Source organism: Pseudomonas sp. B20 (assembly GCF_020515755.1).
GTDB classification, from domain to species: Bacteria; Pseudomonadota; Gammaproteobacteria; order Pseudomonadales; family Pseudomonadaceae; genus Aquipseudomonas; species Aquipseudomonas syringae.
In genome coordinates, this window is sequence record NZ_JAHPJG010000001.1 from 309,614 (window position 1) to 324,429 (window position 14,816).

At 60.5% G+C, this 14,816-nt stretch carries 14 protein-coding genes; 11 read left to right on the top strand and 3 right to left on the bottom strand.

Going from position 1 to position 14,816, the window contains the following annotated elements; all coding sequences use genetic code 11:
- The 6 genes from LIX91_RS01355 to LIX91_RS01380 all read left to right on the top strand — a co-directional run bounded on the left by LIX91_RS01355 (position 1) and on the right by LIX91_RS01380 (position 5,717).
- Entirely contained in the window at positions 1 to 1,212 is a 1,212-nt protein-coding gene (locus LIX91_RS01355; protein WP_226487863.1) for an acetyl-CoA carboxylase biotin carboxylase subunit family protein, read from the top strand.
- The gene (locus LIX91_RS01360) at positions 1,209 to 2,372 is read left to right on the top strand and encodes an acetyl-CoA carboxylase biotin carboxylase subunit family protein (RefSeq protein ID WP_226487864.1); all 1,164 of its coding nucleotides are present in this window, start codon (positions 1,209 to 1,211) and stop codon (positions 2,370 to 2,372) included. The genes LIX91_RS01355 and LIX91_RS01360 overlap by 4 nt, the downstream gene beginning before the upstream one ends.
- A 15-nt stretch (positions 2,373 to 2,387) precedes the next feature.
- The gene (locus LIX91_RS01365) at positions 2,388 to 3,485 is read left to right on the top strand and encodes an arginine deiminase family protein (RefSeq protein WP_226487865.1); all 1,098 of its coding nucleotides are present in this window, start codon (positions 2,388 to 2,390) and stop codon (positions 3,483 to 3,485) included.
- Positions 3,486 to 3,500: 15 nt separating this feature from the next.
- Positions 3,501 to 4,448: a DMT family transporter gene (locus LIX91_RS01370; protein WP_103696344.1), complete on the top strand. Its 948-nt coding sequence runs from the start codon at positions 3,501 to 3,503 to the stop codon at positions 4,446 to 4,448.
- Between the two features lie 242 nt (positions 4,449 to 4,690).
- Entirely contained in the window at positions 4,691 to 4,966 is a 276-nt protein-coding gene (locus LIX91_RS01375) for a DUF1145 domain-containing protein (RefSeq protein WP_003402324.1), read from the top strand.
- Positions 4,959 to 5,717 carry a hypothetical protein gene (locus tag LIX91_RS01380; RefSeq protein ID WP_003412857.1) on the top strand — a complete coding sequence of 253 codons (759 nt, stop codon included), beginning with the start codon at positions 4,959 to 4,961 and terminating at the stop codon, positions 5,715 to 5,717. Before LIX91_RS01375 ends, LIX91_RS01380 begins: the two co-directional genes overlap by 8 nt.
- 66 nt (positions 5,718 to 5,783) lie before the next feature.
- On the opposite strand, the gene LIX91_RS01385 is transcribed toward LIX91_RS01380, so the two are convergent.
- The 3 genes from LIX91_RS01385 to LIX91_RS01395 form a co-directional block, all read right to left on the bottom strand.
- Positions 5,784 to 6,815, bottom strand: coding sequence for a purine-nucleoside phosphorylase (locus LIX91_RS01385; RefSeq protein ID WP_003402328.1), 1,032 nt, complete (start codon positions 6,813 to 6,815; stop codon positions 5,784 to 5,786).
- A 26-nt stretch (positions 6,816 to 6,841) separates the two neighbouring features.
- Positions 6,842 to 7,801 (bottom strand): nucleoside-specific channel-forming protein Tsx, encoded by a 960-nt coding sequence (locus LIX91_RS01390; protein WP_410524736.1) that lies wholly within the window; start codon positions 7,799 to 7,801, stop codon positions 6,842 to 6,844.
- Positions 7,802 to 7,981: 180 nt separating this feature from the next.
- Positions 7,982 to 8,446: a CopD family protein gene (locus LIX91_RS01395; RefSeq protein ID WP_003418455.1), complete on the bottom strand. Its 465-nt coding sequence runs from the start codon at positions 8,444 to 8,446 to the stop codon at positions 7,982 to 7,984.
- A gap of 107 nt (positions 8,447 to 8,553) precedes the next feature.
- Between LIX91_RS01395 and dinG the strand changes: the two genes are divergently transcribed.
- From dinG to LIX91_RS01420, 5 genes are all read left to right on the top strand, one after another.
- Positions 8,554 to 10,698: an ATP-dependent DNA helicase DinG gene (gene dinG / locus LIX91_RS01400; protein WP_003402334.1), complete on the top strand. Its 2,145-nt coding sequence runs from the start codon at positions 8,554 to 8,556 to the stop codon at positions 10,696 to 10,698.
- Between the two features lie 109 nt (positions 10,699 to 10,807).
- On the top strand, positions 10,808 to 11,956 hold the full coding sequence (locus LIX91_RS01405) for a serine hydrolase domain-containing protein (protein WP_100072415.1): 1,149 nt from the start codon (positions 10,808 to 10,810) through the stop codon (positions 11,954 to 11,956).
- 153 nt (positions 11,957 to 12,109) lie between these two features.
- Entirely contained in the window at positions 12,110 to 13,255 is a 1,146-nt protein-coding gene (locus LIX91_RS01410; RefSeq protein ID WP_226487867.1) for an OmpA family protein, read from the top strand.
- A gap of 296 nt (positions 13,256 to 13,551) precedes the next feature.
- A complete protein-coding gene (gene pdxH, locus LIX91_RS01415; RefSeq protein ID WP_003363512.1) occupies positions 13,552 to 14,199 on the top strand; it encodes a pyridoxamine 5'-phosphate oxidase in 648 nt (215 codons plus the stop codon).
- Between the two features lie 147 nt (positions 14,200 to 14,346).
- Positions 14,347 to 14,811 carry a glycine zipper 2TM domain-containing protein gene (locus tag LIX91_RS01420; protein ID WP_003314430.1) on the top strand — a complete coding sequence of 155 codons (465 nt, stop codon included), beginning with the start codon at positions 14,347 to 14,349 and terminating at the stop codon, positions 14,809 to 14,811.
- Positions 14,812 to 14,816: the final 5 nt, after the last annotated feature.

Below are 14,816 nucleotides of genomic sequence, written 5' to 3' on the forward strand. Positions count from 1 at the left end.
ATGTCCATCGTTGTCATTGATCCTGTTTCATCCGGCATTAACTATATCAATGCGGCGCAGCAACTGGGCGTCGGTGTCTATGTGTTTTCCTGTGACGGTGGCGAGCAGGAGCTCAACGCTGAGTTGCGGGCCAAGGTACGTCAGGTCATCAAAATCGACACCGGTGATTTTGATACACAGCTGAAGAAAATCAATGAGTTGGGAGACATCCGCGCCGTTCTTCCCGGTGTGGAGTACGCCGTGCCCATGGCCGCGCGCCTGGGGGCTGCGTCAGGCACAACGCATCTGCACGACAGTGCAGTAGAGAAAGTGCGCAACAAATTCAATTTCCGCAGCCGGCTGACTGAGGCGGGGCTGAGCACGATCGGCTTTTTCCTTCTGGATGCCCACGCGCCGGTAGCTGTACCGGAGGGTTTCAGCTTTCCGGCGGTGGTCAAGCCGATCGATATGGCGGGCAGCATCGGTGTGCGCAAGCTCTACAGCCATGAAGAATTGATCGAAGCGGTGGAGACGTTTCGTCAATCACTGCCCGACGACATCGGCTTTACTGCCAGTGGCCAGCTGATTGTCGAAGCGTACATTCCCGGCACTGAATACAGTGTCGAAGGCATCGTGCGCAGCGATGGCAGCGTCACCCTTGCGTCGATAACGGAAAAACTGCTCGGCTCGGAGCCGTACTTCGTCGAAGTCGGTCACATCGTGGGCCAGGGCTATGACGAAGGGTTTCGCAGGGTGCTGACCGACTATTCGCTGGCGGTGCTTGAGGCCATAAAGCTGAACGTCGGGCCCTTCCATCTGGAGTTGCGCGTCACGCCACAAGGCCATCCGGTAGCGGTTGAACTGGCGGCTCGTCTTCCAGGCGACAATATCGTCGAGTTGATCAGGCGTGCCAGCGGCATTGACCTTGCCAAAGAGACACTGTGTGAGTACCTGGACATCGACAGTCGGGCCGTGCCATGTGCGAACGGCGTCAGTGCCATCGCCTTCATCCCCCGAGGCGACAAGAGCGAATTTACCGAGCTGCAGGGGCTCTCCGACATTTTCGACAGTCCTTATTACCTTTCGCACCAAGTCTATTACCGATCCGGCGACGCTCTGGGCTCCGATCAGGACTGGACCTCAAGAATCGGCTACGTCATGTTCGGTGGTACCGACGAGGCGCTTGTAAGAAGCCTCGTCGGGCGAGTACACGCAGAGGTTGGAATCGTATGAAGCATGTCCTGATCATCAACCGCTATGACGACGAGCTTTCGGACTACCGCAACTACATCGATCACTCGCAGGTCGATGTCTCCTACATATCACTGGCAGAGCACTCGCGGCTGATTGATCCGCAGGTCAGCGCCAACGTGGTCGAAGTCAGCGCACTGGACGCCGATCTGATACTTCAGGAAGCGCGGGCCATTCATCGTCGTCAGCCTGTCGATTTCGTGATCGCCTTTTCGGAATACGATCTGGACGCCGCTGCGCTGGTGCGTACCGAATTCAACATACCCGGTGCCAAGGTCGCCGATAACCTGCTGTGCCGTAACAAGGCGAGCATGAAGGAAGCATTGACCGGTTCTTCGGTTCGCTATCCTCAGTACCGGAATGTAGCGTCGCGTGGCGGCGTCGAAGCCTTCTGTCACGAGCACGGCTTTCCGGTCATCCTCAAGCCTCAGGTTGGCGCGGCCTCGGACGGCGTGGTGAAGATCGAGCGCCTGGAAGACATACCCGACCTGCCGGATTTCAATGGCTACGAAGTCGAAGAGTACATAGAAGGCGATATCTATCATGTCGACGCGATACTGGCGGCCGACAGCATGCCGTACTTCAAGGTGTCGAAGTACCTGAACACCTGCCTGGACTTTCGCAACGGCCTGCCGCTCGGCTCGGTCACAGTCGATGACCGGGCGTTCATCGCGCGAGTGCGCGCGTTCACCGAAGAAGTCTGCCTGCGTCTCAACCTGCACAACCAGGCCATTCACCTGGAAATCATCGAACGTCGTGGCGAGCTGGTGTTTCTGGAGATCGGCGGTCGAGTCGGTGGCGGCGAGATTCCGTTTGTCGCGTTGCGCAGCGAGGGGATCGACCTGTATGAGCTCTGGACCCGCGCCGCGCTGGAAGTGGCTATCGCTCCGGTAGACACCCGAATCACCGGTTTTCTGATGATGCCCAATCCGTTCCCCGGCGGGTTCACCTTCGATCCGCAGATGGAGCTCTCCCATCCGCTGCTGACCTATAGCAGCGTGCAGTCCCGGGGCGATTCGAATGCGTTCAGCTACGAGGATATCCCCGCCAGACTGCACTTCGCCGCCGACAGTCAGGCAGCGATAGAGCAGGCCATTGTGCAGTGCATGAATATTTTGCAGACGTCGATTCGCGCAACCTGATTTCTGGAACCCTGAATGAAAGTGCTCCTGCAGCTTCCCTCTGTCGTGCAGCCTGTTTCCATGTCGGTCTTCATGGAATCGCAGCAGCCGTATTCGCTTCGGCAGGCAGATGCCGATGTCATGGCTCTGGCCAGCTCTTTCAATGCAGCGGGTTTCCCGACCGTTTTCCTCTCCGATGCGCTGTTCAGCGAAGACGGTCCGCATGTGGGCATCGAGGATATGCGGCGCTTGGCAAGGCGGGCGTTGCGCTTTGCCGACAATGTCGAACACGGGCGCCAGCAGCTTGCTCACCAGCAATTGCTCCGCTGCAGTCGGCAGGAGTTGGCCGAGATCATCATCAACCAGCCCGAGCTACGGCTGCATTACGATGACGAGTTGGGCCGGATCAGTCCGGACGCTACCTACGAGAGCTACCGCATTGAACCGCTGTACGGGCTTCTGTTTCCGCGGGACCACTTCATGAACGTCGGCGGGCAGCCGGTTTTCGGGCGCCTGAAGCGTCAGGACAGGGCGCGCGAGGTGGACGTGGTGAAGCAGGTGGTCGCTGCTCATGGTCACGTTCCTGTCGAACTCGATCAAGTGCTCGAGGGCGGTGATTATCTGGAAAACGAACACGTATCCGTGATCAACACCGGCTTTCGTACCGAGGCCCCGGTGCTCGAGTTCTTGCTGGCTTCAAACCTGCTCAAGGGCGAGGTTGTGCTGGCGGTGCAGGACATATGGCGTAATCCCGAACAGTTTCACCTGGATCACTACGCCTGCCTGCTGCGCGACGCCCTGCTGATCGACGCGACAAGAGCGGACGCAGCCGACCGCTCCCTGGTCAGCGTTTATCGGCGCATGTCATCGGGCTGGCAACTGACTGGCAAGGACCTGACGTTTCGCCAGGCAGCACAGGTAGCGGGTATCGGGCTGATACCGCTGGACGACGAAATGATGGCGGCATGGTGCGCGAATGCATTTTCATTGGGCAATCATGTCTGGATCGATCAAAACGCACCGGTACGCCTGCTTGATCAGCTGGCTGAGCTTGACTGTCATGTTCATCTGATCGCCTGCACAGAACATCAAAAGCAGTTCGGCGGCATTCATTGCGCCACTCAACTCCTATAATTTCGAGGGATCGTCATGAAAGTGGGCAATAAGGCGTTTCTGCCTGTTCTGGCACTGGTCATAAGTACCATCGGTGTGGCCTCCGCCATTGCGTTCGTCAAGCTCAGTGAAGTGGATGCCACGTCTACCCTGATGCTGCGAATGTTCATGGCGGGCGGCATGGCCTCTGCGCTGGCCGCCTGGCCAGCAGGTAAAAACACTGAGACCGGGACTGTCGGTACGGCGCGCAGCCGGCGGGCGATGCTCTGGCTGCTGGTATTGTCGGGCGTGGTGTCGTGTGTGGATCTGCTGTCCAATCACTGGGCGGTCAAGCTGACCAGCATGGCCAACACCTCGGTCCTGATGAACCTGTCCCCGGTGTTCGTGGCGCTGCTGTCCTATCTGTTCATGAAAGAAAAAATCGGTGTCTATCAAGTGTTGGCGCTGGCCCTGAGTATCGGCGGGGCGTGTCTGCTGGTGTTTGACGGCAGTGCCAGCGTGGCGTTTTCCAGCCAGAGCGTGACTGGCGACCTGCTGGCCCTGAACTCCGCGCTTTTCTATGCGATCTACCTGATCCTGATCAAGTCGCTGCGCGACTGCTTCACATCTCGCAAGATCATTATCTGGAACAGCTTTACCTGTGCAGTGCTGTTACTGCCCATCGCTTTGCTCACCAGTCCGAAGATTCTCCCGGACACCATGCAGGGCTGGGTGGTCATTGCGTTGCTCGCGCTGATCAGCCAGCTTCTGGGCCATGGCCTGATGGCGTATGCACTCAGGCACGTCGATGTGGTGCTGGCCTCTGTTTCGGCACTGGCCCGTCCGGTGGTGGCGATTCTGATCGGGTTCTTCTTTTTCGATGAGCAGCTCACGTTCGTGCAGTGGGTTGGCGTTGCTGCGGTATTGGTAGGTGTCTGGTGGTACAAGCGTCCGGTGCCGGTGGTGCGTCCAGTCGTCCAGGCCAAGACTCCCAGCGAGGCCTGACAGGCTCGATACACCAGAGGTCCTGCAAAAAGCCCTGCATCCTTTGTGACAGGGCTTTTTGGTGTCCGCTATCCTTGATTGCGGTACTGCCGCACACAAACATTGCCTTGCGTCGAGATCATTCCGGATCTTTTTCAACACACCGCTGGCATATTCGGCGTACAGCACGTCTACTGTGCGGCGACGAAAAGCATGCGAAGACTGCAATTTCGTAACGGATCATGACAAGGGGTGGGCGGGCAATGAAGGTGTTTTGGGGGCTGGGAAAGATATTGATGCTGGGCTTCTGGCTGGTGGTGCTGGTCAACGCGGCGATCGAGGCGCCCAGCCCGTTTGGCGTGATGATCGATATGGCCGGCGCGGTGCTGCTGTTGACGCATTTGCTGGAGCTGATTCTGTTCAACGGCAGCCTGCGCGGTCGCCGGCATCCGTGGCGCGACCGGGGCAAAATCATCCTGTTCGGCATCTTTCACGTTCAATCCATCGGCCGTCCGGTCAGGGGGCACACTCATGCGTAAGCTCGTTCTGTTGGCAGCATTGTTCAGCCCTCTGGCCATGGCCCAGGCAATTATCGTTGCTCCGCACTCGCTGATGCGTCTGCCTGGTAACAGCAGCGTTCTGCAGGTCGAGCGCCTTGAAGTGGCCGACTACGGCACTCTGCTGATTCCGGCCGGTATCGATGATGTGAAGATTGGCGAGCTGGTGCTGGGGCATGAAGCGCGAATTGCCATCGTCCCTGGTGTGCAGGCGTTCAACATGGTCGTGCTGCACGGTGAGTTCGGCACCGGCAGCCAGATCACCGCACGCGGCGCACCGGGTACTTTCGAGAAACCGGCACGGCCAGGGCGCAACCTGACCCTGCGCCTGCAGAGCCTGAATGCCGAAGAACTGTCGATTGACGCCCGCGGTGGTGCAGGCAGCCCAGGCTATGCCGGGCTGGACGGCGGCACGGGCGAAGACCCTGGTTGCACCTGGGGCCAGGCCGGGCGTGGTTATAACGGCGACAGCGGCGGTAATGGGCATGACGGCGCTGCGGGCGCGCAGGTTCGTCTTGAACTGCCACAGAGCTATCCGGCCGAACGCATCAAGGTGAATGTCGCAGGTGGCGCAGCGGGCAAGGCTGGCGAAGGCGGCAAGGCAGGCAAGGGCGGTGCGTCCAAAGGCTGCATCGTCTACCGCGCTGAGGGCGGCAAGGCTGGCAGACAGGGTGAGCCCGGTCTGCCAGGTGCTCCGGGACCGGCAGGCGCGTTGATCCTGCAACGTCTGTAATCTGCGAGATGTCCGGATCAGGCGTAAGGCCATGATCTGGACAGTCGCGAATCGCTTCACATCACGTTATTGCGGTACGCCTTTTTCCCAATTCTTCCAGTCGCCGACAATTGCCTGCACCAGCGGGTTACCGGTGCGGTAGAGGTTTTCCAGCGCCGGGACGAAGGCACCCTGATCGGCGTACTTGAGCAGGTTGTCCACTTCGCTGTAACCCGGATACGGACGATCGAAGTCGGAGCCCGCGCGCACGACAGCCAGGCGATTGACATCGACCTTGCCGGCCTTGCTCGCTCGCAACAGAGCCTCGTAGGTGGAGTTATCCTCCTGCTGGGTGGTGCAATACTCGCCTTTACCGTCGGTCAGGAGCTTGGTCCAGACTTCCGCACGCTCGCTCAGACGCGTCCCGGAGAACCAGGTATTGCCTGCCAGCGTGTCGCACTGCGTGACCTGCGGCGGCTGGTTGGCAGGCGCATAAGGGTATTTGACGCGCCAGGCGGCTGATTCCTTGCTCTCGCTGAGCGTCACCTTGTGCGACAGGGCAAACGCCTTGGCCTGCAGCTTGGGGTTGAGCTCGAAGACTTCGGTCTTGTAGTCCAGCGGCGGTTTCTCGTTCGGGCCTTTGGTGTTGATGCCCAGATAACCGGTCGGCCAGTCCTTGGGCACATCGCGGGAATCGATTTCCCACTGCGTGCCGAACTCCACCAGATAATGCGCCCAGGCAGTGGTGCCGAGTGTGCCGCGGTGCGGGTTGATGCCGGCAATGCCCGCGACAATGAAGTAAGTCTTGCGCAGGTCGAATTGCGGCGACAGGGCCAGCGCCAGGGTCGATGCCGCAGCGTTGGTCTGGCCCATGCCGGTGACCAGCAGGCAGACGTCCTGATCATTACAGCGGATGGCCGGGTACTCGGCGGCAAGACCGGGCACCTGGATTTCCTTGGTCAAGTGCAGCCGGTCGATCCAGTTCTGTGCTTCGGGCGCAAACATGGCGACCAGCATGACCTTGGGCGTGACCGGTGCCACCGGTGCGGTAGCCGCCCAGACAGCCGGGCTGAGCAGTGCCAGCGTGGCGCAGAGCGTGTTGCGAGTGGTGTGTTTCATGAAAACTCCTGTCGTCATAATAAGGTTCAGAACTGGTAACCCACGCCTGCGTAGTAGCCCCAGCCATCAGAGCGCGCGCGGAAGTTGCCATCGCCGAAGTTCAGCTCGCTGCCGTCCTGCCAGTTGCCGCCATTGTGGAAGTAGCGGCCAACCAGGGTGAAGCGCAGATGCGTGAAGGCGTAAAGCAGCACATTGGTAGCGACCGTGGAGTTGCCGGTGCGTGCCAGATCGTTCTTGAGGTCCGAGCCGAAATCGAAGTTGGTGAAGCCGATGTAGGTCAGCGAGGCGCCGTTGTCGAACGTGCTGATCGGTACGATGTATTTGAGCTGGGCGCGATAGCCGTCCCACGAATACTCGTTGCTGGCGCCGTAGTTCTCCCACTGGTAGCGGCCATAGAAGTTGGCCGACAGATTGACCCGCGAGTGGGTATCGATGTCGGTGCCCAGGCCGCTGTACAAGGTGTTGGCCCGGTTGGCCGTATTGCTGCCGTGGTCATAGATCCAGTCGAAGGCGACGTACCATTCTTTGAATGGGCCGATGGCCAGGCTGCGTCCGGCGAGGTAGTCGATCGAGACGCGTGGCTCGTGCTCCATGAACAGCGGCGAGCCATGGTCCCAGACGCCTTTGTCATTATCATTGCCGATGCCGAGTATCTTCGGTACGTCGACATAGCCATACAGCTCGAACGGCCCTTTGCGGCCGAAGTATTCGTACTCCAGGTAGATGTCATCGTTGGGCTTGGGGCCGAAGCTGATGTCCTTGCTGCCGATCAGCGTCAGGTCCTGGTTGAACCAGTCTGAAAAATACGCGCCTTTACCTTCCTTGGGCGAGGCGGGCGGGCTGAGTGCTTCGCCCTGCGCCGAGTCTTCGGCAGCGGCGGGCGCTGCCAGGACGCTGGTACAGGGCAGCGCCGCGGCGGCGGCGAACAGCAGGGGCATAAAGAATCTTGAGGGCGTTGCGGGTGGAGTGAACGGCGGCTGTGGCATTGAAGCTCCTTTTCGTGGGCGCGTACTGCTGATCGCAAGCGTTTGCACAGCCCATGCCAAACTGTTTCAAGATGTTGAATGCCTTGGATATCAGGCACAGAAGATGACCGATCGGGCAGGAAAACGCCCGCAAGCTGTGCGCGGTGTCACCGCCAGTGCCCCGCGATGTTCCGTTTTGCCTCAAAGGCCCGGACGCGCCGCCGCCAGCATGACCACGGCCAGACCGATAATCAGATTGATGCCGACCAGGCGGCGGATATTGCCCAATACCGCCGCGCCCTCGGCCCACTGCTCGGCTTCCACGGCACGACGCAGCTCCGGCAGTTGCAATGACTGGATACGCAAGAACAGCGCAACCATGACGACGTACAGGCCCATCATGATCTGCACATAACGCGGCGCGGTTTCAAAGCCGGTGAAGTTGAGCTGAATCATGCCGATGCCGGTTATCGGCAGCAGCACCACCGCAGCCCAGACCCAAGCGAAGAAGCGCGGAAACACCTGGACCCACACTTTCAGGCGAGAAGGGCCTTCAAGTGCTGCAATGACTGCTGGGCGCAACACCATCCAGGCGAAAAACATGCCGCCAACCCACACCAGGGCAGCCAGCAGATGCAATGTATAGACAGTAGAAAAAGCGGTCATCGGACACTCCGTTCTGCGCGGATGGATTTAGCGCGCTATGATAGCGCCCACTCAGAACTACTGAAAATTTATCCAGCCTTTTTAGCCGTGCCCCCGAACCGAAGCCAATGATCAGTACCGAACTCAAAACCCAGATCCAGGGCGCTTACTCGCGTTTCCTCGAAGCCAAGAGCCTCAAGCCACGCTATGGCCAGCGATTGATGATCGCTGAAGTCGCCAAGGTGCTGGGGGACATTGACACCGATGAAGAGGGCCGTCGTTCGGGCGATCCTGCGGTAGTGGCGGTCGAGGCCGGAACGGGTACCGGCAAGACCGTGGCCTACGCCATCGCCTCGATTCCCACCGCCAAGGCGGCCGGCAAGCGGCTGGTGATCGCCACCGCGACCGTCGCCCTGCAGGAGCAGATCGTCTACAAGGACCTGCCGGACCTGATGCGCAACAGCGGTCTGAATTTTACCTTCGCCCTGGCCAAGGGGCGCGGGCGTTACATGTGCCTGTCCAAGCTCGACGCATTGCTGCAGGAAAGTGACGCGACCAACGCGACCGCGCAGCTGTTCGAAGAAGAAGGCTTCAAGATCGAGGTCGATGAGGCCAGTCAGAAGCTTTTCACCAGCATGTTGCAGAAGCTGGCGGGCAACAAGTGGGACGGCGATCGCGACAGCTGGCCGCAGGAACTCGCCGATCAGGACTGGGCGCGTCTGACCACCGATCACAGCCAGTGCACCAACCGGCACTGCCCCAACTTTCAGCAGTGCGCCTTCTATAAGGCGCGTGAAGGCATGGGCAAGGTCGATGTGATCGTCACCAACCACGACATGGTGCTGGCCGACCTGGCACTGGGCGGCGGTGCGGTGCTGCCGGACCCGCGTGACACCCTGTATGTATTCGACGAGGGTCATCACCTGCCGGACAAGGCCATCGGCCACTTTGCCCATTACACCCGTTTGAAATCGACCGCCGACTGGCTGGAACAGACCGCCAAGAACCTCGCCAAGCTGCTGGCCCAGCATCCGCTGCCCGGCGATCTGGGCAAGCTGATCGAGCAGGTGCCGGAGCTGGCCCGCGAGATCAAGGGCCATCAGCAGTTCATGTTCGGTGCCTGCGAGCAACTGGCGGATTTCCGCGCCGGTGAAGACATGCAGGGCCGCGAGCGTCCACGTCACCGCTTTGTCGGCGGCGTGATTCCCGAGCACATCCGCGAGATGGGTATCGAGCTCAAGAAGGGCTTCGCGCGCCTCGACGACCTGTTCACGCGCCTGACCGAGCTGCTCAAGGAAGGCATGGACGGTGAAGTCAACATCGGCATCGCCAGCCATCAGGCCGAAGAATGGTATCCGCTGTTCGGCAGCCTGCTGGCCCGCGCGCATGGCAACTGGGAGTTATGGACAGCCTTCACCGCCGAAGACCCGGAAGACAGCCCGCCAATGGCGCGCTGGCTGACCCTGGCCGACAGCGGTGCAATGTTCGATATCGAGGTCAATGCCAGCCCGATCCTGGCGGCGGAAATGCTGCGTCGCAACTTGTGGAACATCGCCTACGGGGCGCTGGTCACTTCTGCGACGCTGACCGCGCTGGGCAAGTTCGACCGCTATCGCATGCGTGCCGGCCTGCCCAAGGGGGCGGTGACCGCCGTGGTGCCAAGCCCGTTCCATCACGCCGATGCCGGGGTGCTGCGCGTGCCGGACCTCAAGGCCGATCCGCGTGACTCGGTGGCGCATACCGCAGCGATCATTCGCGACCTGCCCGGTCTGGTGGAGGGTTCGCGAGGTACGCTGGTGCTGTATTCGTCGCGCAAGCAGATGCAGGATGTCTTCGACGGCCTGGACCGTGACTGGCGCAAGCAGGTGTTCATTCAGGGCAACCTGTCCAAACAGGAAACCCTCAACAAGCACAAGGCACGCGTCGACAGCGGCGAGTCCAGCGTACTGTTCGGGCTGGCCAGCTTCGCCGAGGGTGTGGATTTGCCCGGCGCCTACTGCGAACACGTGGTCATCGCCAAGATCCCGTTCGCGGTGCCGGATGACCCGGTCGAGGCTGCGCTGGCCGAGTGGATCGAAGCGCGTGGCGGCAACCCGTTCATGGAGATCGCCGTGCCGGATGCCTCGTTGCGTCTGGTGCAGGCCTGTGGTCGCTTGCTGCGTACCGAAGAGGACCGCGGCACCATCACGCTGCTGGACCGCCGCGTGGTCACCCAGCGCTATGGCAAGGCGATTCTCAATGCGCTGCCACCGTTCCGTCGGGAAATAACCTGAGCCAAAGATGAAGAGCGTTTCACATCTGTTCCCAAAGCGCTCGATCGCTGAAACAATACGCGCCATTTAGCCTGTCGTCGGGCTCATGTTGCCAGTCAGGAGTCAGCCGTTGCAGATCCAGGGTCATTACGAACTTCAATTCGAAGCAGTACGTGAAGCCTTTGCGGCGCTCTTTGACGACCCTCAGGAGCGCGGCGCTGCCTTGTGCATTCAGGTTGGTGGCCAGACCGTCATCGATCTGTGGGCGGGCACTGCCGACAAGGACGGTGCCGAGGCGTGGCACACCGACACTATTCTCAACCTGTTCTCCTGCACCAAGACCTTCACCAGCGTGGCGGTTCTGCAACTGGTCGAAGAGGGCAAGTTGAAGCTGGACGAACCCGTGGCCAGGCTTTGGCCCGAATTCGCCGCTGCGGGCAAGGCCTCCATCACGCTTCGCCAATTGCTCTGCCATCAGGCCGGGCTGCCCGCGTTGCGTGAGCCATTGCCTGCCGAAGCGCTTTACCAGTGGGACACCATGACCGCCGCCCTGGCAGCCGAAGAACCCTGGTGGACACCGGGTCAGGGGCATGGTTATGCGGCGATCACCTATGGCTGGCTGGTGGGCGAGATGCTGCGCCGCGCCGATGGTCGAGGCCCGGGGGAATCCATTGCTGCGCGTATCGCCCGCCCGCTGGGGCTGGATTTTCATGTGGGCCTGGCGGATGACCAGTTTCATCGCGTGGCCCACATCGCACGCGGCAAAGGCAATGCCGGTGACGACGCTGCCCAGCGCGTGCTGCAGGCGACGATGCGTGAGCCGGCTTCGATTACTGCCAAGGCGTTCACCAACCCGCCGTCGATCATGACCAGCACCAACAAGCCGGAGTGGCGCCGCATGCAGCAACCGGCGGCCAACGGCCACGGCAATGCGCGCAGTCTTGCCGGTTTCTATAACGGTCTGCTCGATGGCAGCCTGCTTGAAGCAGACATGCTCAATGAGCTGACCCGTGAACACAGCCTCGGTCAGGACAAGACATTACTGACCTCGACCCGTCTGGGACTGGGCTGCATGCTCGATCAGCCGGGCGTCGCCAACGCGACCTACGGCCTGGGGCCCAAAGCCTTTGGCCATCCGGGGGCGGGCGGTTCGGTAGGTTTTGCCGATCCTGATCACGAGGTTGCCTTTGGCTTCGTTACCAATACGTTGGGGCCCTACATTCTGATGGACCCACGTGCTCAGAAACTGGTCGGGGTTCTGCGTGAGTGTTTGCAGTAAGTATCGGCTATAAGTGCTTGTTTCATACCGACTGTCAGTTAAATGGCTGTAACAGGAACCGTACGACGGTTTCTTTTTCCAACTGCATCTTTATGCATGTTATACCGGCGTAGTTACGTCCTTCTGTCTGATCAAAACCGTTGCGGGTTACCCATGTCGTCTAATAAAAGCCTCGTTCTCGCCCTGTGCATCGCCGTGACCGGCTGTGCCCAAACCCCACAATCCGACTCTGCTGCAACCGGAGGCCATTGGTGGCAGTTCGGTTCCGGCAGCGAGTCCGCTGACGCAGGCACCGCTGCCAAGGCTCCGGCACCGAGCCCGGCACCCGCTCCGGTTGCCAAGGCTGCTGCAACGCCGGCACCTGCGGCAGGTGCGGCAGGTGCGGAAAACAGCGCGCCGTGGTACTGGCCGTTCGGTTCGAACGATAATGCGCAGGCCAAACCTGATGCCGTGGCCGACAAGCCGGCAGCCAAGCCCGCTGCGCCGGCGATGGTTGCCAAATCGGAGACCGACACCAAGTGGTGGTGGCCGTTTGGCAACGATTCCGCCAAGGACGAGCCGAAAGCGCTGCCGATGCCTGATCCGAAAGTGACCCAGGCCTGGCTGGACGAGTACGAGCCGCGCCTGCGCGCTGCAATCAAGGACAGCCCGTTCCAGCTGGAGCGTCGCGAAGACCTGCTGGCAATCACCGCGCCAGTCGACAGCTCGTTCAACCCTGACCGTCCGGCCATGCTGCTGCCGAACACGCTGGGTCCGATCACCCGTCTGGCCAAGGTGGTCGAAGGCGATCAGAAAACTGCCGTGCTGATCCTCGGTCATGCCGACACTTCGGGTCCTATCGAAGCCAACCAGAAGATCAGCCAGGAGCGCGCCCAATCGGTTGCCGCGATTTTCCGTCTCAGTGGCCTGGAGCGTAACCGCCTGAGCCAGCGTGGCATGGGTGCGGTGATGCCGCGTGCCGCCAACGACAGCCTGCAGGGCCGTGCGCTCAACCGTCGGGTCGAGATCCTCATGACGCCGCAGGACACCATGCGCGCGCTGATGGCCCGTTATGCGCTGCCGCCGGTTGCTCCGGTCATGGTTGCCACCCAGGACGTCAAGCCAGTAGCGCCAGCACCTGCTGCCGCGCCTGCCAAGAAAGCCGCCGTGGCGAAGAAAGATACTGCCAAGAAAGCGCCGGCCAAGGCCAGCACTGCCAAAAAGGCAGCGCCTGCCAAGAGCACCGCAGCGGCCAAGAAACCGGCAGCGACCAAGGCCAAGGCGCCCGCCAAGAAAGATGACAGCCAGGCCAGTAACTGAGGCCTGGTTACCTCACGACTTTCGTCTCCACGCTCCGCGCTTTGCGTTGTGCACAAGTCCTGAATAGCCTGAAAAACAAGGCTTTCAGGCTTCTGCCCGGAGGGCGTGGGAGCGAACTTGTTCGCGAAAAGGCCGGTACAGTCTGCGAAACGTATCGTCTGAATCACCGTCTTCGCGAACAAGTTCGCTCCCACGGCCTTCGGCCAGAATCAAAAACGAATGTGTGATAACGGCGAGCGCCGAGCCTCGTAACGAGAGTTAGCTAACGTTCATGATATCTGCGCAGGAATGAAACCATGACTCAGACCCTGGCCGACATGCGCCGTGATTACACGCGCGACGGGTTGACCGAAGCGCAATCACCGGACGAGCCCTTTGCACTCTTTCATGCATGGTTTGCCGACGCGGTGAACACCGAGCAGCCGCCTGTCGAGGCTAACGCCATGACACTGGCGACGGTTGATGAGCAAGGACGTCCACATTGCCGCGTCTTGCTGCTCAAGGGCCTGGACACTCAGGGCTTCACGTTTTTCACTAACTACGAGAGCGCCAAGGGCCAGCAGATCGCTGCACGTCCATTTGCCGCGATGACCTTCTTCTGGCCGACACTGGAGCGCCAGGTGCGTATCGAGGGCCGGGTGGAGAAAGTCTCAGCGCAAGAATCCGACGCTTATTACCAGGTGCGCCCTCTGGGCAGCCGTCTGGGTGCATGGGCCTCGCCACAGAGTCGCGTGATCGCGGATCGCGACGAACTTGAAGGCCTGATCAGACAGACGGAACAACGCTTCGCAGACACCCAGCCACACTGCCCGGAGCACTGGGGGGGCTATCGTCTTTTGCCCGAGCGGATCGAGTTCTGGCAGGGTCGCTCCAGTCGACTTCACGACCGTTTGAACTATCGTTTGATAGACGACAGATGGACACGCGAGCGCCTTGCACCCTGATTGAATTATTCGTTTGGTCAATCGTCTGAGCGTTATACGGGCTGTGGCTGTATGAGGCCTGAATCAATTTAATTTGCAGGCTCGGGGCCGTGACAGCACCTTTGTCGGGTAGTCTAATGGCCACTGATTCCTCTGGAGATTCCTTTTATGCGCAAGTCTGCTCTTCTGGTTGCTTCGTTCACTGCCATGGCCCTGACGCTGGGCGGCTGTACCTCGAATCTGACCGGTGATTCCTATTCCCGTGACGAGGCCAGGACCGTACAGACAGTTCGCATGGGGACGATCGAATCCTTGCGTCCGGTCAAGATCGAGGGCACCAAGACCCCGATCGGCGGCGCGGCGGGTGCAGTCGTTGGTGGTGTGGGCGGCAGCGCTATCGGTGGCGGTCGCGGCAGTATCGTGGCAGCGGTGATCGGTGCAGTGGCCGGTGGTCTGTTGGGTTCGGCGACCGAGGAAGGCCTGACCCGTACGCAAGGTGTCGAAATCACCGTGCGTGAGGATGACGGCAGCATGCGTGCCTACGTGCAGCAGGTTCAGGAAAACGAAATTTTCCGGGTCGGCGAGCGCGTGCGCATCATGAGCGTCAACGGCACCAGCCGCGTTACCCATTGATCTGC

What these genes read in the sequence shown, in the direction of transcription:
- LIX91_RS01355 (WP_226487863.1), top strand. Translation starts at nt 1, where the DNA reads ATGTCCATCGTTGTCATTGATCCTGTTTCATCCGGCATTAACTATATC.
- LIX91_RS01360 (WP_226487864.1), top strand. Translation starts at nt 1,209, where the DNA reads ATGAAGCATGTCCTGATCATCAACCGCTATGACGACGAGCTTTCGGAC.
- LIX91_RS01365 (WP_226487865.1), top strand. Translation starts at nt 2,388, where the DNA reads ATGAAAGTGCTCCTGCAGCTTCCCTCTGTCGTGCAGCCTGTTTCCATG.
- LIX91_RS01370 (WP_103696344.1), top strand. Translation starts at nt 3,501, where the DNA reads ATGAAAGTGGGCAATAAGGCGTTTCTGCCTGTTCTGGCACTGGTCATA.
- LIX91_RS01375 (WP_003402324.1), top strand. Translation starts at nt 4,691, where the DNA reads ATGAAGGTGTTTTGGGGGCTGGGAAAGATATTGATGCTGGGCTTCTGG.
- LIX91_RS01380 (WP_003412857.1), top strand. Translation starts at nt 4,959, where the DNA reads ATGCGTAAGCTCGTTCTGTTGGCAGCATTGTTCAGCCCTCTGGCCATG.
- LIX91_RS01385 (WP_003402328.1), bottom strand. Translation starts at nt 6,815, where the DNA reads ATGAAACACACCACTCGCAACACGCTCTGCGCCACGCTGGCACTGCTC.
- LIX91_RS01390 (WP_410524736.1), bottom strand. Translation starts at nt 7,801, where the DNA reads ATGCCACAGCCGCCGTTCACTCCACCCGCAACGCCCTCAAGATTCTTT.
- LIX91_RS01395 (WP_003418455.1), bottom strand. Translation starts at nt 8,446, where the DNA reads ATGACCGCTTTTTCTACTGTCTATACATTGCATCTGCTGGCTGCCCTG.
- dinG (WP_003402334.1), top strand. Translation starts at nt 8,554, where the DNA reads ATGATCAGTACCGAACTCAAAACCCAGATCCAGGGCGCTTACTCGCGT.
- LIX91_RS01410 (WP_226487867.1), top strand. Translation starts at nt 12,110, where the DNA reads ATGTCGTCTAATAAAAGCCTCGTTCTCGCCCTGTGCATCGCCGTGACC.
- pdxH (WP_003363512.1), top strand. Translation starts at nt 13,552, where the DNA reads ATGACTCAGACCCTGGCCGACATGCGCCGTGATTACACGCGCGACGGG.
- LIX91_RS01420 (WP_003314430.1), top strand. Translation starts at nt 14,347, where the DNA reads ATGCGCAAGTCTGCTCTTCTGGTTGCTTCGTTCACTGCCATGGCCCTG.